The sequence below is a fragment of the Mesorhizobium sp. M0968 genome, assembly GCF_040319065.1.
In the GTDB taxonomy this organism is placed as follows: domain Bacteria; phylum Pseudomonadota; class Alphaproteobacteria; order Rhizobiales; family Rhizobiaceae; genus Mesorhizobium.
Window position 1 is genome coordinate 148,900 of sequence record NZ_JAMYNL010000007.1, and the last position, 26,021, is coordinate 174,920.

Sequence of the window (26,021 nt, forward strand, 5' to 3'; positions counted from 1 at the left end):
AAATTGGCCGCGGAGCCGCCCGTCATTTCTGGAGACAAAACCGAAGCCGCCATTGCAAAGCCGCTGCGCGCCGACGCGCAGCGCAACCGCGATGCTCTGGTCGAGGTCGCGGCAAAAGCCTTTGCCGCGCAAGGCGTCGATGCCTCGCTGGAGGAGATTGCGCGCCAGGCCGGCGTCGGCATCGGCACGCTCTACCGGCATTTCCCAACCCGCGAGCACCTGGTCGAGGTGGTTTATCGGCGCGAAGTGGAAGGACTGTGCCAGGCGGCCGACGAACTCGCCCGCGATCATCCGCCCGACATGGCGCTCGAACAATGGATGCAGCGCTTCGTCGACTACATCGCCACCAAGCGCGGGCTGTCGACAAGCCTGCGCATCCTGCTCACGACCAACTCAACCCTGTTCTCCGACGTTTCCGGCAGGGTGACGCTCGCCTTGCGGCGGCTGATCGATGCTGCGGTCGCCGACGGCTCGATCCGCGGCGATGTCGATGCCTCCGACGTGCTGCATGCGCTGGGCGGCATCTATTCGGCCCCGGACACCAAGGACTGGCGCGACCGCTCGCGCCGATTGGTGTCGCTGCTGATGGATGGGTTGCGGTTTGGAGCGGCCAAATCCGGCCCATCCAAGGAATAACGAATGCAGTGACTGTCCTTATTTCAGCGAGATGCTCATACCGCTGAGATCGGCATTGACTTGCAGGCCTACCTGCCTGCCCGTGAGTTCGAGTTGGGCACCCTTGTCATTGGTCATGACGATCACCTGGGCTCCTTTGCCGAGCGCGCCGCCACCGCCCGCTGCACCGTACACCCCCGTCACATCCCGGGCGCGGCGTATGTGGCGCACGGTACCTTTGAAATAGGTCTTGGAGGCGCCGAAGGCGAGGCCGCCCGAGATGCCGCCGACCGAGATCGGATATCGGCGACCATGGAAGGTCAGTGTGCCCTCGCCTCCGGAGCCGCCGATGAAGAAGGCCGCCTTGTAGACGGCGAAGCGGATCGTACCGCTGTCGGCATGCGCGACGCTGGCAAAGCTAACTGCCGCCGCAGCGATGACGGCAACTGCGACTGAACGAAATCTGGACGAAATCTTCATGATGAGAACTCCTCAAGATCGCCGCATGCCCAGCCGGCCGGGCACGTCGGCGTCGTATCAAAGTCATAGCTGAACAGTCTCGCCCGTCATTGGTTCCAAGCACGCGGCCTGAATCCGGCTGCGAGAAGACCGCCACGAAACGAGGCGGATGGCGAGCATAGTCCTGGCTGTAAGAACAGTGGCCGAATGGTGGGGATGATCGTAGGTGTTGAGGCGGAATGGTATTAGTCTGCGCTGTCTGGGGTTTCGGGAGCGCGGCAAAGCAATGGACTTCAACTCACGCCATGGCTACCTGCTGATCGGTGGCCTGATCCTGGTCGGCGCCGGGCTCCTGGTCGTTTCGCTGATCGTCAATCTTCGCGTGGCGCACAGTGTGCGTGACGACGTACGCCATCGTGAAAAGCTGCTGGAATATTATCGCAATATCTTTTCGCAGCTGGGCGTGATCCTGATCGGGATTGGCGTGTCCCTGTTCATCTTCTTTTTCCAGCAGAATTATCAGGACCAGCGCAAACGCGAAACGGAGCTCCAGCAGGTTCTCGCCAAACTGGCGGCGCGTGTTGCCCGCGGCAGCGCTGTCGTGGAGGCCCTCGGCGAATTCGACGCGCTGCTGGATGATGGCGGTGCCTATGTCAGTCCGGAACACGGCGGAAACAATGCCGCCGTCAGCGCCCAGGGAACGGGGCTCGCCAAGCAGGTTTCGCAGATCCTTCTGGTCGAGCGCGACGTCGATGTCCAGGGGTTCGATATTCTCAATCTGTCGCGCGATTTCGAAGCATCGTTCGTCGTCAACGAGCTCAACCCAACGCTATGGTTCAACATCGTCCGGGACGAGAGCGACATCAAATATGCCACCACCCAGATCGCCCTGGATTACAAGGACCTGCAGGATGCAATCGGCGGCGAGCCGATCGAGGTTGCGATCGCCAATCCCGAAAAGGAACGGAAGATCAAGCAGGAGGTGCTCGACGTCTTTTATGATGCCGACCTCCTGCGCCAGCGCAGCAGGCGGTTTCTCGCCCGCGCGTGCTGGCTTTTCAGCACGGGGCGCGGCTTCGTCAAGCTTGCACCGGCCAATGAAATCGAAGCCGATGCCAGATCGCACCAGGAATGGCTCGACCGGTCGAAACCCTTCCTGACGCAGTTGAAGTCAGGAAGTGGCGATTGCTTCAAATTGCTCCAGTTCGGCCCGGCGCCTTTGAGTTGAGAACGAGCCAAACACTCAACGACCAGGTTCGACCCCATTGCGGACGATCAGTCAAGCGCCACAAACGCGTATGACTTCATCAGATCAAGTGTTGTCTCGGCGCGTACAGAAAGGTTGTCTGGCACCTCGATCCGAACGAGTAAAATGTCTGTTCCTTGATCAATTCCGAACAAAGCGGCAATCGGTCGGGGACCATCAAAATGGCACGATGCCCATCGCTGTGGAGATGCATCTGTATCGGTTTCTTTGAGCTCGTCTTCGAGAATCCTACGCAATCCGACATCAAGGGCCTCGCCAGCCATGTGACCGAGTTCATCGATCAGCGGGTTCCAATTAACTAGCCAGACCCAATTCTGCACCCAGGCCACCTGCTGGTCTCCAATTTGGGACGAAAGCCGACTGGTCTCGTTAGTCGGTCTTTGCATGATTTGTCGAATCCGCTATCGGCGATTCCTACCATAATAAGCTTGACTGCTTTTTGACCATCTCGGCTGTTGGCGGCAGCCCGCTGATTGAATTTTGACCTAAAGCGGTTCAGCTTTTGATAGTCGCTGACCCGCTCCAAATATCTGTTTTTACGCAATTATGGACGGAAAGCCGCTCCGGACTTTCCTGGAAGTGCTCTAATCTTCCACGCGTTGCAGCGTGCCGAGATGATTGTCGTCGAGAAATTCGACGGTGATGGCCGACGCCTTGCCGTCGGGGCCGACGGCAAAGCTGACGGCCGAGGGCCTGTCCGGCATCTCGGCATCGGGGAAGGTCACGAAGAGGTCGCGGTCGAAATGCTTCAGCGAATAGGACCGCGCGCCGGCAGGCCCGACCTTGAGGACAAGAGTGTCTCCTTCGCCCGATACAATAGCATCGCCGAAGAAATCGTTGAAGTAACGGCCTGCATAGGCACTAGCCGGCTCGGCTGGACTTGCTGGAGAGGGCGGCGCGGCATAGGTGGCCTTGGCCGCCGCAATCACCGGGCCGAACATGCTCGCATAGATATTATTCCATGCCTTTACCTTATCCTTCCCCAGCGTTCCGTCGAAAACGAGATCGGCGAAGCTGTCGGACAGCCCCTCCGGCACGCCTGTCGGAAAGGCGTTGGCGACGACGACGATGCCAAGCTTCTCCTCGGGGAAGAGCATCACCAGGCTGCGTGCGCCGGTGCTGAAGGCGCCCGCGTGACCCCAGATCAGCCCGTGCCGGCCGAATTCAATATTCCAGCCGAGGCCGTAGAAGGCCTCGCCTCCGGAGACGGGATTCTTGCCGCGAGCCGTCAAGGGAATATGTGTCTGGTCCAGCGCATCGGCGGCAATGAGTCTCTTGCCGGCATAGACCCCGTTGCCGAGCACAAGGCGCATCCATTGCGAGAGGTCGCGTGCGGTGGAACTGACGCCGCCTGCTGGCGCCTGCGCATCCGGATAGCGCTGGACCTTCGCGGTCCAGGCGCCATCGATTTTGGCGTGGAGCTCGGCGCGGTTGGCGTGTTTGATGAAGTCCGAATGACGCGAGCTGGTCGAGGCCATTCCAAGCGGACGGTAGAGCTTCTCTTCGGAGACCTCTTCCCATGATTTACCCGTCGGCTTCGCGGCCGCGACGGCACCCTCGGTCAGTCCGAAATTACTGTAGGAATAGCCCGCACGAAAGCTCGATGACGGCGACACGAACCGCAGCCGGCGCAGGATCTCCGCGCGGTCATAGCCGATATCCTCGAGGTCGTCGCCGGCGGTGCCGGGAAGCCCGCTGCGGTGCGCAAACAGGTCGCGGACTGTGAGTTCGCTGGTCGGATAGGGCTGAGCGAGCCGGAAAGCCGGATCGAGGTCGGCGATCTTGGAATCCCACGAAGCGATCCCGTCGCTGACCAGCGCCGCCACGACGGTGGCGGAGACCGGCTTGGAGAGCGAGGCAATCTGGAAAACCGTGTCAACATCGACGGTCTCCGGTTTTCCGGCTTCGCGATGCCCAAAACCCTTGAGGAAGATCACCTCGTCGCCGTGCACGACACCGATGGCGAGACCAGGTACGCTACCATCCGCGACGACGCCTTCGGCCAGCAATTCGAGCTTCGCAAGGGCCGCGGCGATCCGGTCGGGTGTAATGGTGTCGGCCGACGCCGCCTTCGGCAAAAGCACCATGATTGCGATGAAGGCCAACATCCTCCACCGGAGGTGATTCCGGTTTGTGAACAGCCGCATGCTCAGCCCCCTCCGCCTCCCGGCGTGCACTATCGCAGCCTGACGCGGGGGAGGCCAGCCCCAACGATCGCTCCCATCGATGGATGTTCGCTCCGCACCAGTCGACCTTCAGACAGCCGCGCCTGAGCTACGAAGCAGCGCGCAGGCGAAGGCGCCGCCTGCTGGCGCGGGCCTTCTCCGCCACCGCGGCGGTGATCTCGACCACGCCGTCTTCACGCGGTCTGGCGTTGGTGACCTTGTGGAGCCGCTCATAGGGCAACAGTTCCTTGACCCGGGCTTGAAGCGACGCGACTTCGGCTCGCAGATCCTCGCATTCCTGCCTCTGAACGTCGAACTGTATCTGTTCGGATGCCTGCTGCAGGGAAAGCTGCGAAAAATTCGCGCTGATTGCGGAAAGGTTCATCTTGTCGTTTTCGCTCTCCTTCGTGAGAGCGGACAATTTTTTCTCGACAATTTGCTTTTCCGCCACCGCGTCGCTCGCTTGGGCCTTGAGCCTGGCGATCTCGCTGGCGGCTTCGCTGTTCTGGTTGGAGGCGGCCTCCAATCGCGATCGAAGGTCCTCGATTTCAGAACGCAAGCCGGTCATCTCCGCGACACTGCGTGCAAGCTCGGCTTCCCTGTCACCGTCCCTGAGGCGGGCCGCTTCCGTTATTTCCGATAGCTTTGCCTGCGCCATATCGAGCGATTTCTGCAGCCGCATCTCCTCTTTCTCGCTCTTGCCAAGCGCGGCCAGCAGTTCCGAAACCTGCGCGGCATCATTGGCATGGACAGTCGAGAGTTCGTCCAGCCTGTGCCGAGCCTCGGCCTCCCGTTTCAGCGCCTTGTCGAGGTCGATCGACAGGCTGACATGTTTCTCCCGCAGCATCTCGTTCTCGCGCGAGCGTCTGTTGGCCTCGACGGCTCTGGCCGAGAGTGTTTTGACAAGCTCGCCGAACTCGGCCTCGCGTTTTGCGCTCGCATTGCCTGCGACGACGAGTTCCAGCCTTGCCGCAGCCAGCGCGCCGCGAAGTGCTTCCTTGTCCTCGACCAGGCTCGCCTCGTGCTGCTGCAGGGCCTCGATAGCGCTGTCGCGCTCGCGCTGCTTTCTGGTTGCATCGTGGAGCTGTTCGGACAGCACCCTTTGCTGCGCGGTCAGGCCGGTATTTGCCAGCTCCAATTCGTTGGCGCGAAGAATGTCGCCGTGAAGCAGTTTCAGGAATTCGCCCGTCAGATGATGCGAGGTCGCGATCTCCGACAGTTTCGCATTGATCTCCCCCAGATACTCCTGCGCGTCGTGAAAGAGCCCATCGACCGCATTTAAGGCAGCCAGCCGGGTTTGCGTATGGGGGGACAGCCGTCGTGCGGTCTCGAAAGCGTCCGCATTGGCTTCGAGTTGCGAGCTGTCATCCGTTGCCGCGAGATTCTCATCCGATACCGTCTCATCCGGCACAGTGACGTCGTTCAACGGCGACTGATCGTCCACATTGAGACATTCGCTAAACGCATCCGCCAAATCGGTTTCGAGCTCCTTGAACGCTCTCTCCACTGTCTCGGCACGCTTGATCAAACCTTTGAAATTCATGACCGAATATCCCTCTCGTGCAGCGCCGGCAAGGAGCGGATTTTCAACACTTGACCCTCGCCTCCCCCGAATGCGGGTTCATCTCCTGACGTGCGCTCTGGCCGACGCACGCTAGGGACAGGCTTGGCCACTGTCCTCGTGTGTTTGAATGACGCAAAGCCGTGTTCTGCCGCGCTCCATACCCGAGGCGTTGGCACCGCTCGCAAAATGCCTACTCATTTCACCCGAAACGGATATGAAGCGGCGCAAGCCTGAGGATCGCCTGGTGATTGTCTTAAGGACCGGCCGAGTCCTCGGTGTTCTGCAGCAGCTACAAGGTCACGGCCTAAGACGACGCGTGTCACTGCCGGGAGGCCTGACCTAATAAATGCCTGACCTAATAAATGATTGTGTTGAATACGTTTCGCTGATTAGCTGCTGTGCATAGACTAGGGACAAGACCGATAAAATGTTGTCCCGGGAGGACCGCGATGCCGGTGCTTGAGGTTCGCCACGTCTCCAAGAATTTCGGGGCTATCCAGGCCCTGACCGACGTTAGCTTCCAGGTGGAGCGAGGCGAAGTCGTTGGTCTGATGGGGGACAACGGCGCCGGCAAGTCGACGATAGTCAAGACGGTGGCCGGGAATTTTCCTCCGAGCGACGGCGAAATTGTAGTCGAGGGCGAGGTGTGCCACTTCCACCAGCCCGTGCAGGCCCGCGCCAAGGGGATCGAAGTTGTTTATCAGGACCTGGCGCTCGCCGATAACTTGACGGCCGCGCAGAACGTCTTTCTGGGGCGCGAGATCAAGAAAGGCTTCTGGCCGATCAGGATTCTTGACAAGCAGGCGATGATCGATCGCTCGGCAGCGCTGTTCAAGGAACTCAAATCGGAAACCCGGCCGCGCGACCTCGTCAGGAAGATGTCGGGTGGGCAGCGCCAGGCGGTCGCCATCGCGCGGACCCGGCTTTCAAATGCTAAGCTGGTGCTGATGGACGAACCAACGGCCGCCATCTCCGTGCGCCAGGTGGCGGAAGTACTCGAACTGATCCGACGCCTCAAAGCACAAGGAGTCGGCGTCATGCTGATCAGTCACCGAATGCCTGACGTGTTCGCCGTGGCAGATCGCATTATCGTCCTCAGGCGGGGCTCGAAAGTTGCCGACAAGCCAGCCGACAAAACATCGCCCGAGGAAATCACCGGACTGATAACGGGGGCCATCCGTGGCGAATAGTGTTCAGGAGTCAGTTGGCGTTCAGGGCTCAGTCGAAGAACATGGCAGGCCGGCCATGTCGGATTTCGTCCCGACCAAGGAAAAAACAGTTCTCCAACGTGTGATTTCAAGTCAGCCCTTCTGGGTGATGATCGCGCTCATCGCGCTCGTCATGTTGATGACTGCGATGGAGCCGAGCTTCGGCACCTCTGAAAACGTCGCCAATGTGACGCGCAATTTCGCACCTTTCGGCATCATGGCACTTGGCATGACGATCGTCATCATCACCGGCGGTATCGATCTGTCGGTCGGCTCCGTCATGGGTCTCGTGGTCATCGTCGCCGGCCTGTTCCTCACCTGGCATTATCCCTGGTACGTCGCCTTCGCCATGGGCCTTTTCTCCGGTCTGGCCTGTGGCGCGGTCAACGGAGTCTTTGTCGCCTATGTCGGGATGCCGTCCTTTGTGGTCACCCTCGGCATGCTGTCCGTCGCGCGCTCGCTGGCGGTCGTATTCTCGGCCAACCAGATGCTCTACCAGTTCGGGCCCGATGCTCCGATCGTGAAGGCAATCGGTCAGTGGAAATGGCCGCGGCATGGTCCGAACGACTGGGCACCGCATTGGATACCAGAACTGTCGTCACAGTTCTGGACCATGGTGATCCTGGCCCTGATTGTCGGCTTCGTATTCAACTTCACAGCCTGGGCCCGGCATCTCTTCGCCATCGGCGGCAATGAGGAGGCGGCACGGCTCACCGGCGTTCCGGTCAACTGGATTAAATTCGAGGCCTATGTCTTCTCGGCTTTCACCGCCGCGCTCGCCTCGCTCCTGCTCCTCGGCTATAACGGTTCGGCTATAAATGCCATGGGCCAGGGCTACGAACTGCGCGTTATCGCCGCGACAGTCATTGGCGGCGCCAGCCTCATGGGCGGCGCCGGCACGGCCTTCGGTGCGATCATCGGTTCGGCCTTCCTCGAGGTGATCAGGAATGCGCTGCTGATGGCCGGCATCGATTCAAACTGGCAGGGTGCCTTCGTCGGCGCCTTCATCGTTCTTGCGGTTCTCTTGGGCATGCAAACGGGCGGCAAATCGATTCTCGCCGCGTCGCTGGCAGTCTTGATGCCCAAAAAACGCCGCTAGAAACCCGCCGGCGGGAGGCTTGCGGGACATCACACCAAGGAGGAGAACGTCACATGAAAAAACATTTGCTGACGGCCGCCGTCGCGCTTGGCGCAATGGTGCTTGCCGTTTCCGGCGCCCAGGCGAAATACACCTTCGCCCTGGTGCCGAAGAACATGAACAATCCTTTCTTCGACCAGGCACGCGACGGCTGCAAGAAAGCCGAGGCCGAATCCAATGGCGCCGTGGAGTGCATGTATATCGGCCCCGGCGAGCATGGTGGTGGCGACGAGCAGGTGCAGATCGTGCAGGATCTCGTGGCCAAGAAGGTGGACGGCATCGCCGTGTCGCCATCGAACGCCGCCGCGATGGCGGTTGCGCTGCAGGCCGCCAAGGAAGCCGGCATCCCGGTCCTCACCTGGGACTCCGATCTCCTGCCCGAAAACAAGGATCTGCGCGTTGCCTATATCGGCACGCACAATTATGAGATCGGCGAGAACCTCGCCAAGCTTGTCATGCAGATCAAGCCCAAAGGCGGCACGATCTGCATCCAGTCCGGCGGCGCCGCGGCGGCCAACCACAACGAGCGCATGCAGGGCATTCGCGATACGCTTTCGGGCACCAAATCGGCGGCCTCGCCCGGGGATCGGCTGACGGGCCAGAACGGCTGGACCGAAATCGAAGGCTGTCCGCTCTACACCAACGATGATTTCCCGCTTTCGGTGCAACAGTTCGAGGATATCATGGCGAAAAACCCGAACCTCGACGCATTCGTCCCAACCGGTGGCTTCCCGCAGTTCATTCCCGACGCCAACCGCGCCGCGGTCGCACCGTACAAGGACAAGATCGCCTCGAAAGCCCTGGCCCTTGTCGTTGCCGACACGCTTCCGGTACAGATCGACCAGATGAAGGAAGGTTTCTCCCTTGGCCAGGTCGGTCAGCGGCCGTTCGAGATGGGCTACAAGACGATGATGGCGCTGAAGGACATGAAGGAGGGCAAGGCTCCGCCGGCCGACCCGACCTACACGGGCCTCGATGTCTGCACTCCGGAGACAGCCGACACCTGCGTCGCCAAATAGCGCTTTTGGGCGGGAGGAAACTCCCGCCCTTTTCATAGGGGATCTCAATGCCGGAATTGTTCTCGCTCAAGGGCCGTGTCGCATTGGTCACGGGTGCCTCGCGTGGTCTTGGTTTTGCCATGGCCAAGGCACTTGCTGAAAACGGTGCGACGGTGATCGTCAATGCCCGCGACGTGGCCGCCCTTTCCGTGGCGGCCGAAAGGATCGGTGCAGAAGCCCTGCCGTTCGATGTCACCGACGCGGCGATCTCAAGGGCGTCGCTCGAAGGAATCGTCGAACGCCACGGCCGCCTCGACATTCTGGTCAACAACGCCGGCATCCAGCATCGGAAACCGCTGGTCGAATGGCAGGACGAGGATTTCAACCATGTGGTTGCCGTCAATCTGTCGGCTTGCTTCCGCATGATGCGCGACGCGGTGCGCCTGATGCTGCCCAACAAGTTCGGGCGCATAATAAACACCGGATCGGTCGCAGCGATCCTTGGCCGCCCCACCATTCACGCCTATGTGGCGGCAAAGGCGGGCCTGCACGGGCTGACACGCTCCACTGCCGCTGAGCTGGGCCGTCACGGCATCACCGTCAACGCCATCGCCCCCGGCTATTTCGCCACCGAGCTCAACACCGCACTTATGCACGACGAGGCCTTCACCAAATGGGTCGAGGCACGAACCCCCGCGGGCCGCTGGGCCCAGCCTGAGGAGCTCGGCGGAGCCGTGGTGTTTCTCGCCTCCGACGCTGCCGCTTACGTCAACGGGCACGTGCTGGCGGTTGACGGCGGGCTATCGGTTTCCCTGTGATTTCAACCGGCGGCACCGTGCCGGCAGGGCGTGCCTGCTAGCCGCCTGAAATGACGACTTGATGCATGCGCTGCTGGCCCGGTCCCCTGCGCGGACGCCGACGCCACACGATTGGATGCCGCGCCGCATTGCAGCCGCCGACTTTCGATTCGCAACAGGTTATTTCGACGTCTGGCGGCATCGATGCTTGATGCCGCCAATATTTCATTCCACACACCGGTCACAATGAGAGACGACATACGGGATCAGCGCCGGGTATTCGGGTGGGCCTTGCCTGCCTCCGCGGTCGTGCATTTGCTCGCCGCCGCGCTTCTTTTGTCCGCACTGCCGCTGTCGCCCCCGCAGCCGCAGCCGCAGAAGGAGCAGCCCATCGCAGTTGATATCGTGCCGCCGCCTAAACCGCCGGAAAAAACCAAACCTCCGTCCCCCGCTGAACCGCCCAAGCCGGAAAAGCAGCCGGAAGCCAAGGTCGAGACGCCGACGAGCCGTGAGGTCACCGCGCAGAGACCTGTCTTCCAATTCGGTGAGAAGGACGCCGGTCCTCGCAAGTCTCTGGACGGCAACAGTGCGGAGGATGGTTCGGAACAACCGCCAGCGCCGCAAGATCCCAATAAACAGGATCTTGCGCAGCCACCTGCCGTGACTGCGGCCGACGGCAAAGACTCGGCTCCGTCGCCTGGCGCATCCGCGCCGCCTAAGCCCAAGCCAGCGAACGTCGCCAAGGAGCAAAAACCCTTGAAGCTTCAGCAAGCCAAGACGTTGTTCTCGGAAGCAGCAACCGGTGATCCGATAGCGACAATCGCAATGGCTGCTTTGCCGCGCGGCGAACGGGTCGGGCAGCTCTGCGCCACGGAACTCGGCGGGCAGTTGCTCCACGCCTCGCCCCCCTATTTTTTTGATAGCATTCCCAAGTATCGGTTGAAGGAGGGCACGGTCCTTGACGTCGCCAGTGCACCCTTTCCCGTCAACGGACAGTGGTACGACCTGAGCTTTCGTTGCGAGGTCGATCCGGACGCGACGAAAGTCATTTCCTTCGGCTTCCGTGTCGGAGATCCGGTGCCGCGCAGCGAATTGAAACGTCGCGGGCTGCCGGCCGAATAACTCGCTGAGGCTAATCGAGGCCGACGCGGGGCCTCAATCCACGAAGCAACCCGGCATCCGTAAGTTAGCTTTCGCCAACGGCTCCCCGAGGTGGACGAATGCTCGCCCGCCTTGGCAATCGCTGTGTCGAGGTTTAGCTTATGCTAAGGGAGGGTTCGATGACTTCAAGTTTCAACGTTCACCATGCTGCCGGCTATGAGCAGCTCATGGGCCGCTGGAGCCAAAAGCTCGCGCCGCTGTTCATCGGTTTCGCGGGCCTCAAGGACGGCGAAAAGATCCTCGACGTCGGTTGCGGCACCGGCAGTCTGACCTTCGCGCTCGCCAAGGCCGCTGACCTCGGTGAGGTCGCGGCGATCGACTTTTCGGCCGTTTTCGTCGAGGAGGCAATCCGGCGCAACACCGATCCGCGGATAAAAATCCGTCAGGCGGATGCCTGCGCCCTGCCCTTTGAGGACGGCGCGTTCGACCGTGCCCTGGCCCTGCTCGTGCTCCATTTCGTGCCCGAAGCCGGCAAGGCAGTCGCCGAGATGCGCCGCGTCGTGCGGCCGGGCGGCGTCGTCGCGGCGACGGTATGGGACCATCTCGGCGGCATGCCGGGGATGCGCATGATGATCGACACGGTGGCGGTGCTCAGTGAAGGCGGACGCCAGCTGCGTGCCCGCTATTGCACGCAGCCGATGATGCAGCCGGGTGAAATGAAACGGACCTTTGTCGAACAGGGTCTCCGCGACGTTACGGAAACCCAGTTGATGATCCGCATGGACTACCAAAACTTCGATGATTACTGGGCGCCGATTGCCGCCGGCGAAGGGCCGCTCGGCAAGTATGTGGCCGCGCTCGACCCGGAAGAGCGGGCGCGCACCGACGCCGCCATGCGCGACGCCTACGAGGCCGGCCGGCCCGATGGCCCGAGGTCCTTTGCCAATGTCGCCTGGGCCTGCCGCGGCGTCGTTGCCTGACCTTGGCGCTAATGCATGCCGCGAAAAAAGCGCGTCGCATGAGGCCGATCGAACGCGACGCGCTTTAGCCGATCCCATAGACCAGCCCGACGCGGCCGTCCGAAAGCTGTTCGACCTTGCGCAGTTCGAGCCCACGACGATTTTTCGCCGTCCCAAACAGCGCCTTTCCGTCACCGGCGAGCAGCGGATAGACGATCAGCCTGAGTTCATCGACCAGCCCGGCATCGATAAGGCTCGCGGTAATTCGGGCGCCGCCCATAAGGTAGATGTCCTTGCCGGGCTGCTGTTTCAGCGCAGCGATATCCTCGAAATTCCGCACGAAGCGCGTCTTTGGCCAGGCCGCCGAAGTCATTGTGTTCGACAGCACATAATGCGGCGTCTGCGCGGCGAAGCGGGCCCATTCTAGCTCGGCCGGCTTCGGCAATTTGCCGGTCATCGGCAGCGGCTTGTCGGGCTCGTTCTGGATGGCGCTCCAGTAGCGCTCGTAGCCGGCATACATGACGCTGCCAAGCAGGCAGGCATCGATTTGCGGCGTCAGGCCGTATTCGTCCGACCACGCGTCGACCCAATCGGCGTAACCCTCGGGCCCCTCCATCTTGCCATCGACGGAAATCTTCATTCCAGCGATCAATTTGCGCATGACTTCCTCCATCAGGCTTGCGGGATGCAAGCACGTTTCATCGGTTCAGCGTTGCTTCGTGTTGCTGGCGGCGACCTCAGGGATAGCCGCCGCGAGTTACATCAGGCCGGCAGACGGCGGTCGTATTCTTCCCGCAGGTGGCTCCAGCCGTCCCAGAACGAGGTCGGCGTCTTGCCCGCCAGGCGGGCGGCCAGCAGGTCGAGGTGGATGTGCCAGCCGGCGGTGATGTTGAGCTGGATTGCACGTTCCGGCAGGCGGCGATGAACGACGGTGAGCAGCACATCGCTACCCTTCGCCTCCAGCAAGAAGGAGACGCCGCCGGTGTTTCCCCAAGTGATGGAAAGCTTGGACGGCGGATCGAGTTCGGTGATCCGGCCCTCCATCCGATGCTCTTCGGGAAAGCCCGCGGGGCGCTGGCCAGGCGGGTCCGTCAGCTCGTCGTTACGCCAGACCAATTCGAACGAGCTGCCGGCCTTCAGTTCCATCTGGCCCGCGGCCATCCATTGCCGGCGCAAGTCACTCTCGGTGAGATAGGCCCAGACGCGCTCGATGGGGCCGGGCAAGAGGCGCTGGATGGTGAACGTGGCGGGCTCGCTCAGCTCGCCATAGGCGTCGATGCTTCTCATCTGGTTCATTGCTCGTCTCCTTCATTCGGGTTGGGCGATTTCCTGGACTCATCCTGGGCTTTGCGTGCGTCCTCTTCGCGAAGAAGGCGTTCGAGAACATCGAGACGACCGGTCCAGAAGCGCTCGTAGAAGCTGAGCCACTGATGGGCGCTGGCCAGCGGTCCAGGGGCTAGTCGGCACAGATGCGTGCGGCCCCTCACCTCTCGACGAATAAGCCCTGCGTTCTCCAGCGCCTTGATGTGCTTGGAGGCCGCCGCGAGCGACATCGCGAAGGGTTCCGCCAGCTGGCTTACCGTTTTCTCGCCATCGGCGAGATCGCGAAGCATGTGCCGCCGGGTGGCGTCGCCAAGGGCGTGAAAAACCGCGTCCATCTGGGGTGTCTCTAATTCAACCATGTAGTTGAATATAGACGCACGCTTTAAGATAGTCAACCGTTTGGTTGAATAATTTATATGAAGCGCCGCGGGGCCGTTTGCGCCATCCAGCGAGTCGACGTGACGGGAGATGCGGACGCGCCCCGCGACAATAAGGGCGAGGCCCTTATTTGCCGTCGAAGAAACTGTGGATCGCGGCTTCCAGCTTTTCGATAAGCTGAGGGTTGTGGCAGCTGCCAGCCCAGATCAGGGCGTTTAGCCTCATCTCTTTGTTGATAAAGCTCACTTTCCCAGAATCCAGCAGGTATTCCGCGATCTCGTAGTGCCGCCCCTTGATAGCCTCGATGAGCGCGTTGTTTCTCCCCGTCTTGTCGGTCAGATTTACTTCCGCGCCATTCTCCACGAGCAACTTGACGACTTCGAGATGCCCGTTCTTCGCCGCCTCGATAAGAGCCGTTCTGCCGTAGTAGTCAGCTCGCGCGTTGATCTCTATTTGGGGGTGTCTCACGAGGACTGCGATACACGCGTAATGTCCCTTGGCCGACGCAAGGCTCAAGGGCGTGCTCTTCCACTTGTTTCTGGCATTCACGTCGATTTCCGGGTCTTCGATCAGCGCCTCCACCACAGCTGTGCGGCCATTGAGGGCTGAAAGGTGAAGTGCAGACCAGCCGCCGTCGTCCGACTGATTGATGTCGGCGCCAGCCGCCAATTCCGATCGAACCGCCTCCGCATCGCCTTGTTCTGCCGCGACCAGCAGGGGCGACCAGTCTCTTGCCCCTTCGGCTTCCAAGCTGTTGGTCAACGCAGTCGCCTCCTCGGATCGTCCACAGAATACCACAGAATCCGCGATAGTGGGGTCGTCCTGTATAGAGTTCCCTGGAGTCCGTGGGTCGCAGAGAGCTGTCGGCCCGAAGCGGAGGATCAGCGCTTCACGTCCGTCTCCTCACATTCTCCTGATATCGACTGGCTTTGGCGGCCATTCAGACTAGATAGAGCCTGCGCCGGGCGGAACGATGCAGAAGGACCTGAACATGCCTGAACAGATTACCCTGAATAGACCTGAACAAATCAGATTGAACGACGGCTCCGCCATTCCGCAAATCGGCCTCGGCGTGTGGCAGGTCGATCCAGCCATCACCGCCAAGGTGGTGCGCTGGGGAATCGAGGCCGGCTACAGGCTGATCGACACCGCCGAAGGCTATCAGAACGAGGAAGGTGTCGGGCAGGCGATCCGCTCGGCCGGCGTCCCGGGAAGCGAGTTGTTCATCACCTCGAAACTGCGCAATGGCGCGCATCAGCGCGACGCCGCCTTGCGCGCCTTCGACGAGACGATGAGCAAGCTCGGCATCGAACAGATCGACCTGTTCCTGATCCATTGGCCGGTGCCCAGCCAGGACAGATATGTCGAGGCCTGGAAGACGCTGATCGAACTCAGGCAATCAGGCCGGATCAAGTCGATCGGCGTTTCGAATTTCAACCAGGACCACCTCGAACGGATCATCGGCGAGACCGGCGTCACGCCGACCGTCAACCAGATCGAGCTCCACCCCCGCTTCCAGCAGCGTGACAAACGTGAATTCCACGACAGGCACAACATCCGCATTGAGAGCTGGAGCCCGCTGGGCAGCGGCCGGCTGTTGAGCGATCCGACGCTTGAAAGTATCGCCAGGAAACACGGCAAGTCGGTGGCGCAGACGATCGTCAGGTGGCACCTTCAGGAAGGGCTGATCGTCATTCCAAAGTCGATCCACCAGGACCGCATCGCCGCCAATTTCGATGTCTTCGATTTCGAGTTGGAAGCGAAGGACCTCGAGCTTATCCGGGGCATGGATTCGCCCGACGGCCGCACCGGCCCGAACCCCGCTACAGCCGCATTCCTGTTCTGAGGGCCGACAGTGAAGCTGCCAATCTCCCCCCTTGTGGGGGAGATGTCCGGCAGGACAGAGGGGGCGCTGTCCCGGCAGCGATCAAAACGACCCTTCCCGCTAGCTCATATCCCCGAGCCATCCACCAGCGGCACATCTTCGCCCTCCCAGGGGCTCGGCATCGATCCCTTGCTGAGATTGGCCGACGGCAGCGGCATCCAGCACTTCAGTTCGGGTTCGGCATATTCGACGATGCGTCCTGGAGACGAGTCGGAGGCGCGCCAGCCTTCGCTGCCGAACTGATCGGCGCGGGCCCAGTAAGCCATGTCGACCTCGGCCGGACCCTGTTCGGACGGCCGAACCGTGACAAGGATTCTGCTGCCGTCCCTTGGCGCGCTCGACATGTGGCGCCACTGACCGGGCTCGTCCATTGCATTTCCTCCTGCGATCTTCGCCTCGAACGGATAGTCGCTTCGCGTTCGGAAGCGGTCAACCCGAACTTTTTTGCCTGAGACAAAACCCCTGTCCGGTCGTCGCGGAACAAGTCATGGCACGCCGGGTTTGGGCAAGTTGTTGAAGGAAGCAAAATGAGACCAGCGCCGCGACCGATCCTTACCATTATTGCATGGCAGGCCGCGTCTTTCGTTCGCAACCCGGTCCGGTCGCAATGAGGCAGGCCGGTTCCGATCATTCCATCCCACCGAAGGAGGGCAAGGGCGGCATAGGACGAGCGCTCGGCCTCGGCCTGATAACAGGGGCGGCCGACGACGATTGTTCCGCTATAGGCACCTATGCCAGTGCCGGCGCCCGTTTCGGACCCGACCTGCTCTGGACGGCTCCGGTGACGTTGCCGATGATGTACGCGGTCGTCTACCTGTCGTCGAAGCTCGGCCAGGTGTCGGGGCGCGGATTGTTCCACGTCATCAAGGACTTCTACCCGCGGTGGCTGCTCTGGTCGGTGCTGTTGGGTGTGCTCGTCGGCAACACCATCGAGGCAGCGGCCGATCTTGGTGGAATGGCGGCGGCGATCAACATATTCGTGCCGCTTCCCATTCCGCTGATCGTGCTGTTCGTCGCCGCCCTCATCTTCGCCCTCCAGGTCTTCGGCTCCTATACTTTGATCCGCAACATCTTTCGCTGGCTGGCGTTGGCGCTGCTCGCCTATGTCGGTGCCGCGATTCTGGCCAAACCGGACGCCGCGGCGGTGCTGCGCGGAACGCTGCTTCCAAGGATCGAATTCAACCGCGAGTTCCTGTCGATCCTGGTCGCCATCATCGGCACCACGCTGTCCGCCTATCTCTACACGTGGCAGTCCAATGAGGAGGTGGAGGAGGAGATTGCCCAGGGGCGCACAACGCTCAGCCAAAGGAAGGGCGCTACCGACAGCGAACTCCGCCGCTCGCGCCGGGACATCCTCATAGGCATGACGTTTTCAAATCTCATCATGTATTTCATCATCCTGTCGACGGGTGCTACGCTCTACAAGGCGGGCCACCACGATATCGACACGGCAGCGCAAGCGGCGGAGGCGCTGCGCCCGCTAGCCGGCCAGGCCGCAAGCGTCCTGTTCGCCGCAGGCGTGATCGGCGTCGGTTTCCTCGCGGTTCCTGTCATGACCGCCGGCGCTGCCTATGACGTGGCGCAAGCCATCGGCTGGAAAAACAGCCTGCACGCCCGGGCTCGAGAGGCACCCAAATTTTATCTCGCCATCGGATTTTTTACAGCGATCGCCGCCGGCCTCAACTTTCTCGGCTTCAATCCGATGAAGGCGCTGGTCTGGTCCGGCATCGTTCAGGGCTTCTCGACACCGCCCTTGCTGCTGCTCATCATGCTGATGACGAACAGCCGCAGGATCATGGGGGAGCAGGTGAACAGCCGCAGCACCAACATACTCGGTTGGGCAACGACCGCCGCCATCTTCTCGGCGACGATCGGCCTGGTGGCCACCTGGTTCATGTAAATCCGGCAGGACAAGGGACGCCGCCAGTTGGACTACCCGTTCCCGCTTGCGGATTGCCCCAGCTTTGCCGGCCTTGGAAACTCCACAACATCTCCCACCGGCCGCTTGTATTGCGCTGCGACAATTGCATCGATCAGGAGATCCAGAGCCGCACGAGCCGTGCGGCTCGTCTCGTCCTCGCCGCTCAAATAGTGGCAGGCTCGTTCAAGGTGCAGGTGTGCGGCGGCAAAGTCGCTTGTCATAGGCATCTCCCTGTTGCCCGCCCGCCGGCAAGATGACCGCCTCGATTTAGCCAAAAGCAAATATCCACAGCCGGATTTGAATCAAATTGACCTGACTCACTGCATGCCGCGGAGCCACTCCAGCGCCGTGGCCTGTGCCTCGCTTGCATCCTCCCCGAGGACCGCTAGGCTGTCGAGGATCGTGGTATCGGGACATAGTTCCTCGACGTCGCGCCGGGAGCGTCCGAGGGCGACTTGCCTTATATGTCCGGCCGGCTTCATGCGCTCTGTCCGACGCGCTGCGCCATCGCGGCTGAAGGCGCTGTGGCGGGTTTTCAGCGCGCTGCGGCGCATTGAATGAACCAATTGTGGGCGATGTGCCGCAAACTCCGTTCGCCCAATGCGCTACTTTTGAAATTTTCTCACTCTCTTAATTCTACAAACTCTCTAGATTTAACATAGATCGCTAGACCCAAGATCTTAAAATAGAGCGCTTGAGAGGGAGCCAGGAATGTCGAAAAAGCTCGTGGTGGGGCTGTCGGGCAATTTGACCCGGCCCTCGAAGACCAAGGCGTTCGTCAGCCACATCGTCGGGCAGGCCGCCGAAAGCATCGGCGCGGCCTCGGCCGTCTTCGATATCGAGGATCTCGGCGCTTCCCTGCCGCAGGCAAGGCGCCTCGGCGACCTCGACCCGGCGGCGCGCAACATTGTCGAACGGCTGCTGGGCGCCGACATCCTGGTGGCCGGCTCGCCGACTTTCAAAGGCAGCTATACCGGGCTTTTCAAGCATTTCTTCGACCTGCTCGATCCGTCGTCGCTGAGGGGCAAGCCCGTCATTCTCGCCGCGACCGGCGGCGGCGAGCGCCATTCGCTGATCGTCGAGCACCAGTTGCGGCCGCTGTTCGGCTTCTTCGAGGCGCTGACCATGCCGACCGCGATCTACGCCTCCGACAAGGATTTTGCCAATGGCGTGCTGGTGTCGGAAGCCATCCACGCCCGCGCCCGGCAGGCGGTCGCCGAGGCATGCCGTGTAACCGGGGTGCCCTACGGCGTCGGCCTTGCCGCCTGAACGCACCACTGACCCGAGATCCCCTTTCCGATCCGTCCAGGAGCACGCCGCGATGACCAGATCCACCAAATCCGGGCAAATCAAACTGGGCGCTTTCCTGCCCGGCGGCGGACAGCATATCGCCGCCTGGCGCCACCCCGAGGCGCCGGCCGACGGCGCCACCAATTTCGAGTTCCACAAGCAGCTCGCCCTGACCGCCGAGCGCGGCCTGTTCGATGCCTATTTCCTCGCCGACAATCTGACGGTCGGGCTCGGCGCCCGCGAAGGCGGCAATGCCAAGATCGCCGGCTTCGAGCCAGTGACGCTGTTTGCAGCGCTGGCGCCGCTCACCACGCATCTCGGCTTCATCGCTACCGCCTCGACCACCTACGAGGAGCCCTACACGCTCGCCCGCAAATTCGCCTCGCTCGATCATCTGTCGAATGGCCGCGCCGGCTGGAACGTCGTCACCTCGGCCGGCGACGAAACCGCGCGCAACTTCAATCGCGAGACGCAGCCTGCCCACGCCGAGCGCTATGCCCGCGCGCATGAGCACGTCGAGACGGTCAAGGCCCTGTGGGACAGCTGGGAGGACGATGCCTTCATCCGCGACAAGAAATCGGGGCGCTTCTACGACAAGGACAAGCTCCACGACATCGACCACAAGGGAGCGCATTTCAGCGTGAAAGGGCCGCTCAACGTGCCGCGCCCGGTGCAGGGGCACCCGGTCGTGGTGCAGGCGGGGCAATCGGAAGACGGTCGCAAGCTCGCCGCCCACTCGGCGGAAGTCATCTTCACCGCCCATCAGAACTTGGCGTCGGCGCAGGAATTCTATCGCGATATCAAGGCGCGCGTGGCGGCCGTCGGCCGCGATCCCGAGCAGGTGCTGATCATGCCGGGCGTGGCACCCTTCGTCGGCCGCACCGAAGAAGAAGCGCGCGCCAAGTACCAGCAACTGAACGATCTCATCCTGCCCGAAGACGGCGTCGCCCTGCTCAACGGGCTGGCCGGCCAGACGCTCGACATCACCGGCTATCCGCTCGATGGACCGCTGCCGCCGAGCAAGGAGACCGAAGGCATGAAGAGCCGCCAGGCGCTGATCCGCCAGATTGCCGACGAGCACAACTTCACCATCCGACAGCTCTACCAATGGGTGGCAACGGCCCGCGGCCATTATACCGTCATCGGCAGCGCCACGCAGGTCGCCGATCAGCTGGAGGAATGGTTCGGCAACGAAGCCGCCGACGGCTTCAACATCCTGCCGCCCTGGCTGCCCGGCGGGCTCGACGACTTCGTCGAGCTGGTGATTCCCGAGCTGCAGCGCCGCGGCCTGTTCCGCACCGCCTATGAAGGCAGGACGTTGCGCGAGAACCTCGGCCTCAGGCGGCCGGAAAACCCCTGGACCGCCGCCCGCTCGGCGGTGCTGGCCGCCGAATAATCCCGAGAAGCCCGATATTTTCCAAGCAGGAGGCAACACGATGACCTTGCAGCACATCGAACAGGCCGCCAGCCTCGGCACGCCTGACAGCACGACAAGCCTCGGCACGGACTTCCTGCGCCTCGGTGGCCGGGCGGGCATCCGCTTCCTGTCGCGCTACGGCGTCCTCATCGCTTTCCTCGCAATCTGGCAAGTGTCGAGCAGCGCGGGCTGGGTCAACGCGGCCGTGCTGCCGCCGATCGACATGATTGTCGCGGCACTTTGGAAGGGGCTGGTCGGCGGCACTCTGCTCGGCGACATCGCCATCAGCCTGCAGCGCGCCGGTCTCGCTTTCGCGGCCGCCGTGCTGGTCGCCATCCCACTTGGCCTGTTCATGGGTCAGGTGCGCACGGTCGAAACCGCGCTCGATCCCATCCTGCAGGTTTTCCGCCAGACCTCGGCGCTGGCGCTCTATCCCGTCTTTATCCTGCTGCTTGGGCTCGGCGAAGCGTCCAAGGTATTCGTCATCTTCTGGGCGACGCTGTTCCCGCTGCTGCTCAACACCATCGGCGGCGTCAAGCAAGTCGATCCGAAACTGCTGGAGATGGCCCGCGTCTATGGTGCCAGGCAGCTCACCGTCTTCCGTCGGGTCGTGCTGCCCGGCGCCGTGCCGTCGATCTTCGTCGGACTGAGGCTCAGCGCCACCACGGCGCTGCTGCTGTTGATCGCTTCCGAAATGATCGGCGCCAACAAGGGCATCGGCTTCCAGGTGATGAACGCGCAATACAATTTCCAGATCCCGCTGATGTTTGCGGCAATCGTCATCCTCGCCGGCCTCGGCCTGATTGCAAACCAGGCGCTGGTCAGCCTGCAGCGCCGGCTCTGCCGCTGGAGCAATTCCGTCGACTGACCACCCGCCCTTACCAATCTCAACCAGGCCAGAACTCAAATCAGGAAAGACCCGGACCATGAAAATCTCCCGCCGTTCCCTGCTTGCCGGCGCGCCCTTCGCCGCCGGCCTTCTCGCCGCGGGCCTGCCGCGCTTCGCCTTTGCCGAAGCGGAACCAGTGAAGTTCCGCTCCCTCGCCAGCCGTGGCAGCATCTCTCCGCATGAGTTGGCCGCCGAGCTCGGCTATTTCAAAGGCCTCGGTATCGAGGTCGAGAATGTCGGCTATTCCGGCGGCGGCCCGGAATCATTGTTTGCGCTGGCCTCCGGCAGCGTCGATATCGGCTCGGCTGCAACCGCAGCCGTGATCAACTCGATCTCCGGCGGCAACGACTTCGTCGCCGCCTATCCGAGCAACGGCATCAACAGCAAGGTGCGTAGCGTCTTCTACGTGCTGGACGACAGCCCGATCAAATCGATCGCCGACATCGCCGGCAAGACCATCGCCGTCAACACGCTCGGCGCCCATCTCGACTACACCGTGCGCGAGGCGCTGCACAGCGTCGGCCTGCCGCCGGATGCCGCCAATCTCGTCGTCGTGCCCGGACCGCAGCTCGAACAGACCTTGCGCTCCCGTCAGGTCGACATCGCGGCGCTCGGCTACTGGCAGGCGACGTTTGCCGGGGCGCTGGTCGACAATGGCGGCGTGCGTGGCGTGTTCAACGACACCGATGTGCTGGGCGAGCTGGCCGGCGGCTTCGTCGTGCTCAGGCGCGACTTCATCGCCGCGCATCCGGACGCCGCCCGCAACTTCGTCGAACAATCGGCGCGCGCCTCCGACTGGTCGCTGCAGAACCCCGACGAAGCGCGCAAGGTGCTCGCCACAATCCTCGACAAGCGCGGCGAAAACGGCGAACTGGCGCGTTACTGGACCGGCTTCGGCCTGCGCCAGGGGGCCAAGGCGACGGACCGCGACATCGACTTCTGGGTCAGCGTGCTCGAGCGCGACGGCCGCCTGCCAAAGGGCAAGCTGAAGGCAACAGACATCCTCTACCGGCCGGGCGAAACCAAGACCAACTGACAAAGGCAACCGACCAACCAGTTGGGAGACGCGCGCGATGAGCAGCACAAGCGGCGGTCAGGTCAGCATACGCGACCTGTCCAAATCGTTCAGCATCAGTGGGCGCTCGCTCGCCGTTCTGAGGACCCTCAACCTCGACATCCGCTCGGGCGAATGCCTTGTCATCGTCGGCGCCAGCGGATCGGGCAAGACCACGCTGCTGCGCATCCTTGCCGGGCTGGAGGCCGCCGACAGCGGCGGCGTCGCCATCGACGGCAAGCCGGTGCACGGCGTCGGTGCCGAACGTGCGGTGATCTTCCAGGAACCGCGCCTGCTGCCCTGGTTGACCGTGCTCGGCAATGTCGCCTTCGGTCTCGAAGTGCGCGGCGTGCCAAAGGCCGAGGCCGAGGAACGGGCGCGCTTCTATATCGCGCTCGTCGGCCTCGCCGAATTCAGCGATGCCTTTCCCCGGCAGCTGTCGGGCGGCATGGCGCAGCGCGTCGGCATCGCCCGCGCGCTGACCGTGCAGCCCGAAATCCTGCTGCTTGACGAGCCGCTGGGCGCGCTCGACGCCATGACCAAGATCGGCATGCAGGAGGAACTGACGCGCATCTGGAGCGAGGAGAACGTCACCATGGTGATGGTGACGCACGACCTCGAGGAAGCAATCTACCTCGCCGACCGGGTGCTGATCCTGCCCAAGGAGAAAGGCGGCGCGGCGCGGCTGATCGACATCGACCTGCCCCGCCCGCGCGAGCGCAGCGAAAGCCGCTTCGTGCGCTACCGCGAAGAATTGCTGCGCGAATTCGGCCTGCACTGAAAGCCGCCTAAGACCCCTGCCCCGCTCTTTCCTGGAACCGGATTCCCCGCCCCCGCATTTCCTTAACCGGGAGGCGAAGGAGCGCGGCATGAAAGCCTTGTTCGCAATCTTTGGCGGCTTCGTGCTGACGCTCGCCGTATTCGCCAGCGGTCTCGCCTTCGCCACCTGGCTTCTAATAGCCAAGCCGGTACGGCCGGCCGCCCCGGTCTCCAGCGTCGCCGAACTGTGGGCCAAGGACCCGCGACCGGTGAACCCGGCCTCGCAGCGCCTCGAACGCCTCCCGGCCCGCCCGGTCCCCGTTCGCACCTCGGAAGTCGATCGCAGCTCGAAAACCACCGATGCCGCCGCAGCGTCGACAACCGACATTACCGCGACCGGCTCTATCCAGCCACCAGCGGAAGAGCAGCAGACGCTGCCCGCCGCCCACGTGGAATGGTGCGCCAGCCGCTACCGCTCCTACAGGCCGGACGACAACCACTACACATCCTACAGCGGACAACAGCGCCCCTGCATCTCGCCCTATCTCGGCGCCGCCGATGACGGCAGCTATTTCGAGGCGGGCGATACGTCGTCGGTGGAGGGCTACGCGCCATCGGATGAATCCGGCGCCGCCGAGCTCTCATTCGACCACGTGCAATACTGCTTCAGCCGCTACCGGTCGTATCGACCGGAGGACAACAGCTATCAGCCGTATTCGGGCGGGCCGCGCAGGCAGTGCGAGTAGGCAGGCCGTGGGGTGGCTGGCGGCCGCAGTGCATGGCGCCTTGTGCGGCCCCACCCAACGATCACGCAGATTTCTTGGATCGTTCGGGTTGGCGCGGCGTTCATCCGATACCCAAAGGAGAAATCAACATGGGCGACGACCGGGAAGACAAGATTCGTGAGCGCGCATACCAGATCTGGGAACGCGAAGGCGGGATCCATGGCGATCCCGAGCGGCACTGGCACCGGGCCGAGGCCGAGATCGACAGGGAGGCGGCCCTGCCACTGACGGCAGGCGATGCCCTGCCGGAAACCCGCGAGGTCGCGAGCTCCGACGTTTTGACGGTGGAGGCGCTGGCGGTGCGCACCGGCATATCGGGCGAACAGGCGCAGGAGCTGATCGACAGGCTGGGAAACGACAGGGCGGCTATCGAACAAGCCGCGCGCAACCTTAAGGGGAAGCAGCGGCTCGGGGAGTGACAGATGATCAGAAAACTCAAAGACGGAAAATACCGCCTCTATTCGCGCAAGAAGGACGAAAAGACCGGCAAGCGCCGCAATCTCGGCACCTTCGATACCCGCGAGGCCGCCGAAAAGCACGAACGTGAGGTGCAGTATTTCAAGAGGCATTGAGGCGGCGTGCTGTCGCTTCGGTGCCTCCATTAGTTGATATTGAACAAAACGGGAACAAAAATGTCAAGAGCGAATTGACTCTGCGAGGAATGCCTTCCTATTTGTCAGCAGGCGGGGCGGTTGCTCACAAATCGAGGAGAGCCGCGATGGGCAGACGAAAAAGCCGGTTCGACAGGCTGTCGGCGAGGGATGCGGAGGCGATCATCAGGGACACTTTGAGCCTGCGCAAGACGGTGCTGTCGTCGCAACTGCATCTGAAGGCGCATGGCGAGCTGTTCTGGCAGCTTTGCGGGCTTGTCGAGAAATTGCACGAGGTGCTGGCCAGCGTCGCGGAGAAGGAGCCCGATTACCGGATGGCGGAGCTTGGCCTGCTTCCGCTGCCCGAGGATTACTCGACCCGGAATTGAGCCATGGCCGGGCCGATGGACAGCGTTGGGCGTGCCGCCAAGGCCAACATGCTGCTCATCGTGGAGTGCGGCCATTGCTACCATGTCGGACGCTTCAGGGCGAATGACGTGGCCCAGGTGGTGGGCTGGAGCAAGCCGCTGGAAGCGATCAGGTTCAGGTGCAAACGATGCAGCCGCAAGGACACGACGGTGAAGACGCAGTTCATCGACCAGGACCATCCGCCCAAGGGCTACATCTGGGTGCTGCAGAAATTCAAGCGCTAAAACAACGAGCCTTGCGCCGGCGCCTGCTGCGGAAACTTGATCTGTGTCGCCGGCTTGTCGACGATCACCAGCGCATCATCGGGCGCCGTGCGCTGCAGGTGCCTTGCCTCCGACCATGGCGCCGTCAGCCAGGTCTCGGTTTCTTTCGGCGTGGTCAGGATCACCGGCATTGCCTTTTCGTGGATCGGCGCGATCAGCGCGTTGGGCTGGGTCGTCATGAAGCCATAGACCTGGTGATCGGCGGGGCCGTCCTTGACCTTGCGAAGGCCATGCCAGCGCGTCCACAGGCCGGCAAAGAAGAACAGCGGGCGGTCCTCGCCGAGTGCAAACCAGTAGTTGCGCTGGATGCCGGTCTCGTGGTCCTTGTCGCCGGGCGTCGGGCTAGGCTCGGCGAAGCTGGTGACAGGCACCACGCAGCGGTTCTCGATGCCGAGATATTGCTGCCAGTGGCCATATTGCGGATTGCGGATATTGGTGGTGCCATAGTCGGCCTTGCCCTTGACCCGCTCCAGTGGCGTCGGCATGCCCCACAGCAGATTGGCCAATTCGCGTTCGCCGTCCGGCGTGTTGCGCACCACAGGGCCTGGCTGGTTGGGATAGGTGTCGATCGAGGGTTCGAGATTGCCGAGGATGTCGCGCAAGGCGCGGGTCCACTGGCGGATGGCCTCCTGGCTGGTCGTGATGTTGTAGAGATTGCACATTTCAGGCCATTCCCGGATGCTCAGGCATCTTGTTGGAAACGGCCTGGAATTTCCAGCGCTGTCCGTCGGGTTGCTGACACGGCAGGCCGTGTCAGCAATGGTTTG

General features: G+C 62.2%; 30 protein-coding genes. 20 read left to right on the forward strand and 10 right to left on the reverse strand.

Annotation, left to right across the window (positions count from 1 at the left end):
- Positions 1–3 precede the first annotated feature (3 nt).
- Positions 4–636 (forward strand): TetR/AcrR family transcriptional regulator, encoded by a 633-nt coding sequence (locus tag NKH67_RS15195; RefSeq protein WP_352501250.1) that lies wholly within the window; start codon positions 4–6, stop codon positions 634–636.
- Between the two features lie 18 nt (positions 637–654).
- Here NKH67_RS15195 and NKH67_RS15200 read toward each other — a convergent pair whose 3' ends face one another.
- Entirely contained in the window at positions 655–1,095 is a 441-nt protein-coding gene (locus NKH67_RS15200) for a lipid-binding SYLF domain-containing protein (protein ID WP_352451439.1), read from the reverse strand.
- Positions 1,096–1,360: 265 nt separating this feature from the next.
- Between NKH67_RS15200 and NKH67_RS15205 the strand changes: the two genes are divergently transcribed.
- Positions 1,361–2,302, forward strand: a complete 942-nt coding sequence (locus NKH67_RS15205) for a hypothetical protein (protein WP_352501251.1) — start codon at positions 1,361–1,363, stop codon at positions 2,300–2,302.
- A 47-nt stretch (positions 2,303–2,349) separates the two neighbouring features.
- Here the strand turns inward: NKH67_RS15205 and NKH67_RS15210 are convergent, their stop codons facing one another.
- The 3 genes from NKH67_RS15210 to NKH67_RS15220 all read right to left on the reverse strand — a co-directional run bounded on the left by NKH67_RS15210 (position 2,350) and on the right by NKH67_RS15220 (position 6,049).
- Entirely contained in the window at positions 2,350–2,670 is a 321-nt protein-coding gene (locus NKH67_RS15210) for a hypothetical protein (RefSeq protein WP_352501252.1), read from the reverse strand.
- 255 nt (positions 2,671–2,925) lie between these two features.
- On the reverse strand, positions 2,926–4,488 hold the full coding sequence (locus NKH67_RS15215) for a serine hydrolase (RefSeq protein WP_352501253.1): 1,563 nt from the start codon (positions 4,486–4,488) through the stop codon (positions 2,926–2,928).
- Between the two features lie 127 nt (positions 4,489–4,615).
- Entirely contained in the window at positions 4,616–6,049 is a 1,434-nt protein-coding gene (locus NKH67_RS15220) for a coiled-coil domain-containing protein (protein WP_352501254.1), read from the reverse strand.
- 470 nt (positions 6,050–6,519) lie between these two features.
- Between NKH67_RS15220 and NKH67_RS15225 the strand changes: the two genes are divergently transcribed.
- From NKH67_RS15225 to NKH67_RS15250, 6 genes are all read left to right on the forward strand, one after another.
- A complete protein-coding gene (locus tag NKH67_RS15225; RefSeq protein ID WP_254819718.1) occupies positions 6,520–7,260 on the forward strand; it encodes an ATP-binding cassette domain-containing protein in 741 nt (246 codons plus the stop codon).
- A gap of 55 nt (positions 7,261–7,315) precedes the next feature.
- A complete protein-coding gene (locus tag NKH67_RS15230) occupies positions 7,316–8,377 on the forward strand; it encodes an ABC transporter permease (protein ID WP_352501255.1) in 1,062 nt (353 codons plus the stop codon).
- A 53-nt stretch (positions 8,378–8,430) separates the two neighbouring features.
- A complete protein-coding gene (locus NKH67_RS15235; protein WP_352489989.1) occupies positions 8,431–9,435 on the forward strand; it encodes a sugar-binding protein in 1,005 nt (334 codons plus the stop codon).
- A 47-nt stretch (positions 9,436–9,482) separates the two neighbouring features.
- Positions 9,483–10,232, forward strand: a complete 750-nt coding sequence (locus tag NKH67_RS15240; protein WP_352489988.1) for a glucose 1-dehydrogenase — start codon at positions 9,483–9,485, stop codon at positions 10,230–10,232.
- A 183-nt stretch (positions 10,233–10,415) separates the two neighbouring features.
- Positions 10,416–11,333, forward strand: a complete 918-nt coding sequence (locus tag NKH67_RS15245; protein ID WP_352501256.1) for a DUF930 domain-containing protein — start codon at positions 10,416–10,418, stop codon at positions 11,331–11,333.
- 158 nt (positions 11,334–11,491) lie between these two features.
- Positions 11,492–12,292, forward strand: a complete 801-nt coding sequence (locus NKH67_RS15250; protein WP_352501257.1) for a class I SAM-dependent methyltransferase — start codon at positions 11,492–11,494, stop codon at positions 12,290–12,292.
- Positions 12,293–12,356: 64 nt separating this feature from the next.
- Here the strand turns inward: NKH67_RS15250 and NKH67_RS15255 are convergent, their stop codons facing one another.
- The 4 genes from NKH67_RS15255 to NKH67_RS15270 all read right to left on the reverse strand — a co-directional run bounded on the left by NKH67_RS15255 (position 12,357) and on the right by NKH67_RS15270 (position 14,734).
- Positions 12,357–12,932 carry a dihydrofolate reductase family protein gene (locus NKH67_RS15255; protein WP_352501258.1) on the reverse strand — a complete coding sequence of 192 codons (576 nt, stop codon included), beginning with the start codon at positions 12,930–12,932 and terminating at the stop codon, positions 12,357–12,359.
- A gap of 101 nt (positions 12,933–13,033) precedes the next feature.
- Positions 13,034–13,567 carry an SRPBCC family protein gene (locus NKH67_RS15260; protein ID WP_352501259.1) on the reverse strand — a complete coding sequence of 178 codons (534 nt, stop codon included), beginning with the start codon at positions 13,565–13,567 and terminating at the stop codon, positions 13,034–13,036.
- A complete protein-coding gene (locus tag NKH67_RS15265) occupies positions 13,564–13,953 on the reverse strand; it encodes an ArsR/SmtB family transcription factor (RefSeq protein ID WP_352501433.1) in 390 nt (129 codons plus the stop codon). The genes NKH67_RS15260 and NKH67_RS15265 overlap by 4 nt, the downstream gene beginning before the upstream one ends.
- 145 nt (positions 13,954–14,098) lie before the next feature.
- Positions 14,099–14,734, reverse strand: coding sequence for an ankyrin repeat domain-containing protein (locus NKH67_RS15270; protein ID WP_352451451.1), 636 nt, complete (start codon positions 14,732–14,734; stop codon positions 14,099–14,101).
- 229 nt (positions 14,735–14,963) lie between these two features.
- Between NKH67_RS15270 and NKH67_RS15275 the strand changes: the two genes are divergently transcribed.
- Positions 14,964–15,818 (forward strand): aldo/keto reductase, encoded by an 855-nt coding sequence (locus NKH67_RS15275; protein WP_352501260.1) that lies wholly within the window; start codon positions 14,964–14,966, stop codon positions 15,816–15,818.
- Positions 15,819–15,922: 104 nt separating this feature from the next.
- Here the strand turns inward: NKH67_RS15275 and NKH67_RS15280 are convergent, their stop codons facing one another.
- Positions 15,923–16,228 (reverse strand): hypothetical protein, encoded by a 306-nt coding sequence (locus NKH67_RS15280; RefSeq protein WP_023677305.1) that lies wholly within the window; start codon positions 16,226–16,228, stop codon positions 15,923–15,925.
- Between the two features lie 236 nt (positions 16,229–16,464).
- Here NKH67_RS15280 and NKH67_RS15285 point away from each other — a divergent pair, with 236 nt between their 5' ends.
- The 11 genes from NKH67_RS15285 to NKH67_RS15335 all read left to right on the forward strand — a co-directional run bounded on the left by NKH67_RS15285 (position 16,465) and on the right by NKH67_RS15335 (position 25,215).
- Positions 16,465–17,757: an Nramp family divalent metal transporter gene (locus NKH67_RS15285; protein ID WP_352501261.1), complete on the forward strand. Its 1,293-nt coding sequence runs from the start codon at positions 16,465–16,467 to the stop codon at positions 17,755–17,757.
- 732 nt (positions 17,758–18,489) lie between these two features.
- On the forward strand, positions 18,490–19,047 hold the full coding sequence (msuE, locus tag NKH67_RS15290) for an FMN reductase (protein ID WP_352501262.1): 558 nt from the start codon (positions 18,490–18,492) through the stop codon (positions 19,045–19,047).
- Positions 19,048–19,099: 52 nt separating this feature from the next.
- The gene (locus NKH67_RS15295) at positions 19,100–20,464 is read left to right on the forward strand and encodes an LLM class flavin-dependent oxidoreductase (RefSeq protein ID WP_352501263.1); all 1,365 of its coding nucleotides are present in this window, start codon (positions 19,100–19,102) and stop codon (positions 20,462–20,464) included.
- Between the two features lie 40 nt (positions 20,465–20,504).
- Positions 20,505–21,353, forward strand: coding sequence for an ABC transporter permease (locus tag NKH67_RS15300; RefSeq protein ID WP_352501264.1), 849 nt, complete (start codon positions 20,505–20,507; stop codon positions 21,351–21,353).
- Positions 21,354–21,411: 58 nt separating this feature from the next.
- A complete protein-coding gene (locus NKH67_RS15305; RefSeq protein WP_352501265.1) occupies positions 21,412–22,410 on the forward strand; it encodes an ABC transporter substrate-binding protein in 999 nt (332 codons plus the stop codon).
- Positions 22,411–22,447: 37 nt separating this feature from the next.
- Positions 22,448–23,209: an ABC transporter ATP-binding protein gene (locus NKH67_RS15310; RefSeq protein WP_352501266.1), complete on the forward strand. Its 762-nt coding sequence runs from the start codon at positions 22,448–22,450 to the stop codon at positions 23,207–23,209.
- Between the two features lie 88 nt (positions 23,210–23,297).
- Positions 23,298–23,933: a BA14K family protein gene (locus tag NKH67_RS15315; RefSeq protein WP_352501267.1), complete on the forward strand. Its 636-nt coding sequence runs from the start codon at positions 23,298–23,300 to the stop codon at positions 23,931–23,933.
- Positions 23,934–24,061: 128 nt separating this feature from the next.
- Entirely contained in the window at positions 24,062–24,391 is a 330-nt protein-coding gene (locus NKH67_RS15320; protein ID WP_287286361.1) for a DUF2934 domain-containing protein, read from the forward strand.
- Between the two features lie 3 nt (positions 24,392–24,394).
- Positions 24,395–24,544 (forward strand): hypothetical protein, encoded by a 150-nt coding sequence (locus NKH67_RS15325; protein ID WP_023677295.1) that lies wholly within the window; start codon positions 24,395–24,397, stop codon positions 24,542–24,544.
- Between the two features lie 146 nt (positions 24,545–24,690).
- Positions 24,691–24,951, forward strand: a complete 261-nt coding sequence (locus NKH67_RS15330; RefSeq protein WP_352501268.1) for a hypothetical protein — start codon at positions 24,691–24,693, stop codon at positions 24,949–24,951.
- 3 nt (positions 24,952–24,954) lie between these two features.
- The gene (locus NKH67_RS15335) at positions 24,955–25,215 is read left to right on the forward strand and encodes a hypothetical protein (protein ID WP_352451464.1); all 261 of its coding nucleotides are present in this window, start codon (positions 24,955–24,957) and stop codon (positions 25,213–25,215) included.
- Here the strand turns inward: NKH67_RS15335 and NKH67_RS15340 are convergent.
- Positions 25,212–25,916 carry an SOS response-associated peptidase gene (locus tag NKH67_RS15340; protein WP_352473737.1) on the reverse strand — a complete coding sequence of 235 codons (705 nt, stop codon included), beginning with the start codon at positions 25,914–25,916 and terminating at the stop codon, positions 25,212–25,214. The two genes, NKH67_RS15335 and NKH67_RS15340, sit on opposite strands and share 4 nt — an antisense overlap.
- Positions 25,917–26,021: the final 105 nt, after the last annotated feature.

Excerpts from the sequence above, each read along its gene's own strand:
- NKH67_RS15200 (WP_352451439.1), bottom strand. The coding sequence starts at position 1,095 with ATGAAGATTTCGTCCAGATTTCGTTCAGTCGCAGTTGCCGTCATCGCT.
- NKH67_RS15205 (WP_352501251.1), top strand. The coding sequence starts at position 1,361 with ATGGACTTCAACTCACGCCATGGCTACCTGCTGATCGGTGGCCTGATC.
- NKH67_RS15215 (WP_352501253.1), bottom strand. The coding sequence starts at position 4,488 with ATGCGGCTGTTCACAAACCGGAATCACCTCCGGTGGAGGATGTTGGCC.
- NKH67_RS15220 (WP_352501254.1), bottom strand. The coding sequence starts at position 6,049 with ATGAATTTCAAAGGTTTGATCAAGCGTGCCGAGACAGTGGAGAGAGCG.
- NKH67_RS15225 (WP_254819718.1), top strand. The coding sequence starts at position 6,520 with ATGCCGGTGCTTGAGGTTCGCCACGTCTCCAAGAATTTCGGGGCTATC.
- NKH67_RS15230 (WP_352501255.1), top strand. The coding sequence starts at position 7,316 with ATGTCGGATTTCGTCCCGACCAAGGAAAAAACAGTTCTCCAACGTGTG.
- NKH67_RS15235 (WP_352489989.1), top strand. The coding sequence starts at position 8,431 with ATGAAAAAACATTTGCTGACGGCCGCCGTCGCGCTTGGCGCAATGGTG.
- NKH67_RS15240 (WP_352489988.1), top strand. The coding sequence starts at position 9,483 with ATGCCGGAATTGTTCTCGCTCAAGGGCCGTGTCGCATTGGTCACGGGT.
- NKH67_RS15245 (WP_352501256.1), top strand. The coding sequence starts at position 10,416 with ATGCTTGATGCCGCCAATATTTCATTCCACACACCGGTCACAATGAGA.
- NKH67_RS15250 (WP_352501257.1), top strand. The coding sequence starts at position 11,492 with ATGACTTCAAGTTTCAACGTTCACCATGCTGCCGGCTATGAGCAGCTC.
- NKH67_RS15255 (WP_352501258.1), bottom strand. The coding sequence starts at position 12,932 with ATGCGCAAATTGATCGCTGGAATGAAGATTTCCGTCGATGGCAAGATG.
- NKH67_RS15260 (WP_352501259.1), bottom strand. The coding sequence starts at position 13,567 with ATGAACCAGATGAGAAGCATCGACGCCTATGGCGAGCTGAGCGAGCCC.
- NKH67_RS15265 (WP_352501433.1), bottom strand. The coding sequence starts at position 13,953 with ATGGTTGAATTAGAGACACCCCAGATGGACGCGGTTTTTCACGCCCTT.
- NKH67_RS15275 (WP_352501260.1), top strand. The coding sequence starts at position 14,964 with ATGCCTGAACAGATTACCCTGAATAGACCTGAACAAATCAGATTGAAC.
- NKH67_RS15280 (WP_023677305.1), bottom strand. The coding sequence starts at position 16,228 with ATGGACGAGCCCGGTCAGTGGCGCCACATGTCGAGCGCGCCAAGGGAC.
- NKH67_RS15285 (WP_352501261.1), top strand. The coding sequence starts at position 16,465 with ATGAGGCAGGCCGGTTCCGATCATTCCATCCCACCGAAGGAGGGCAAG.
- msuE (WP_352501262.1), top strand. The coding sequence starts at position 18,490 with ATGTCGAAAAAGCTCGTGGTGGGGCTGTCGGGCAATTTGACCCGGCCC.
- NKH67_RS15295 (WP_352501263.1), top strand. The coding sequence starts at position 19,100 with ATGACCAGATCCACCAAATCCGGGCAAATCAAACTGGGCGCTTTCCTG.
- NKH67_RS15300 (WP_352501264.1), top strand. The coding sequence starts at position 20,505 with ATGACCTTGCAGCACATCGAACAGGCCGCCAGCCTCGGCACGCCTGAC.
- NKH67_RS15305 (WP_352501265.1), top strand. The coding sequence starts at position 21,412 with ATGAAAATCTCCCGCCGTTCCCTGCTTGCCGGCGCGCCCTTCGCCGCC.
- NKH67_RS15310 (WP_352501266.1), top strand. The coding sequence starts at position 22,448 with ATGAGCAGCACAAGCGGCGGTCAGGTCAGCATACGCGACCTGTCCAAA.
- NKH67_RS15315 (WP_352501267.1), top strand. The coding sequence starts at position 23,298 with ATGAAAGCCTTGTTCGCAATCTTTGGCGGCTTCGTGCTGACGCTCGCC.
- NKH67_RS15320 (WP_287286361.1), top strand. The coding sequence starts at position 24,062 with ATGGGCGACGACCGGGAAGACAAGATTCGTGAGCGCGCATACCAGATC.
- NKH67_RS15325 (WP_023677295.1), top strand. The coding sequence starts at position 24,395 with ATGATCAGAAAACTCAAAGACGGAAAATACCGCCTCTATTCGCGCAAG.
- NKH67_RS15330 (WP_352501268.1), top strand. The coding sequence starts at position 24,691 with ATGGGCAGACGAAAAAGCCGGTTCGACAGGCTGTCGGCGAGGGATGCG.
- NKH67_RS15335 (WP_352451464.1), top strand. The coding sequence starts at position 24,955 with ATGGCCGGGCCGATGGACAGCGTTGGGCGTGCCGCCAAGGCCAACATG.
- NKH67_RS15340 (WP_352473737.1), bottom strand. The coding sequence starts at position 25,916 with ATGTGCAATCTCTACAACATCACGACCAGCCAGGAGGCCATCCGCCAG.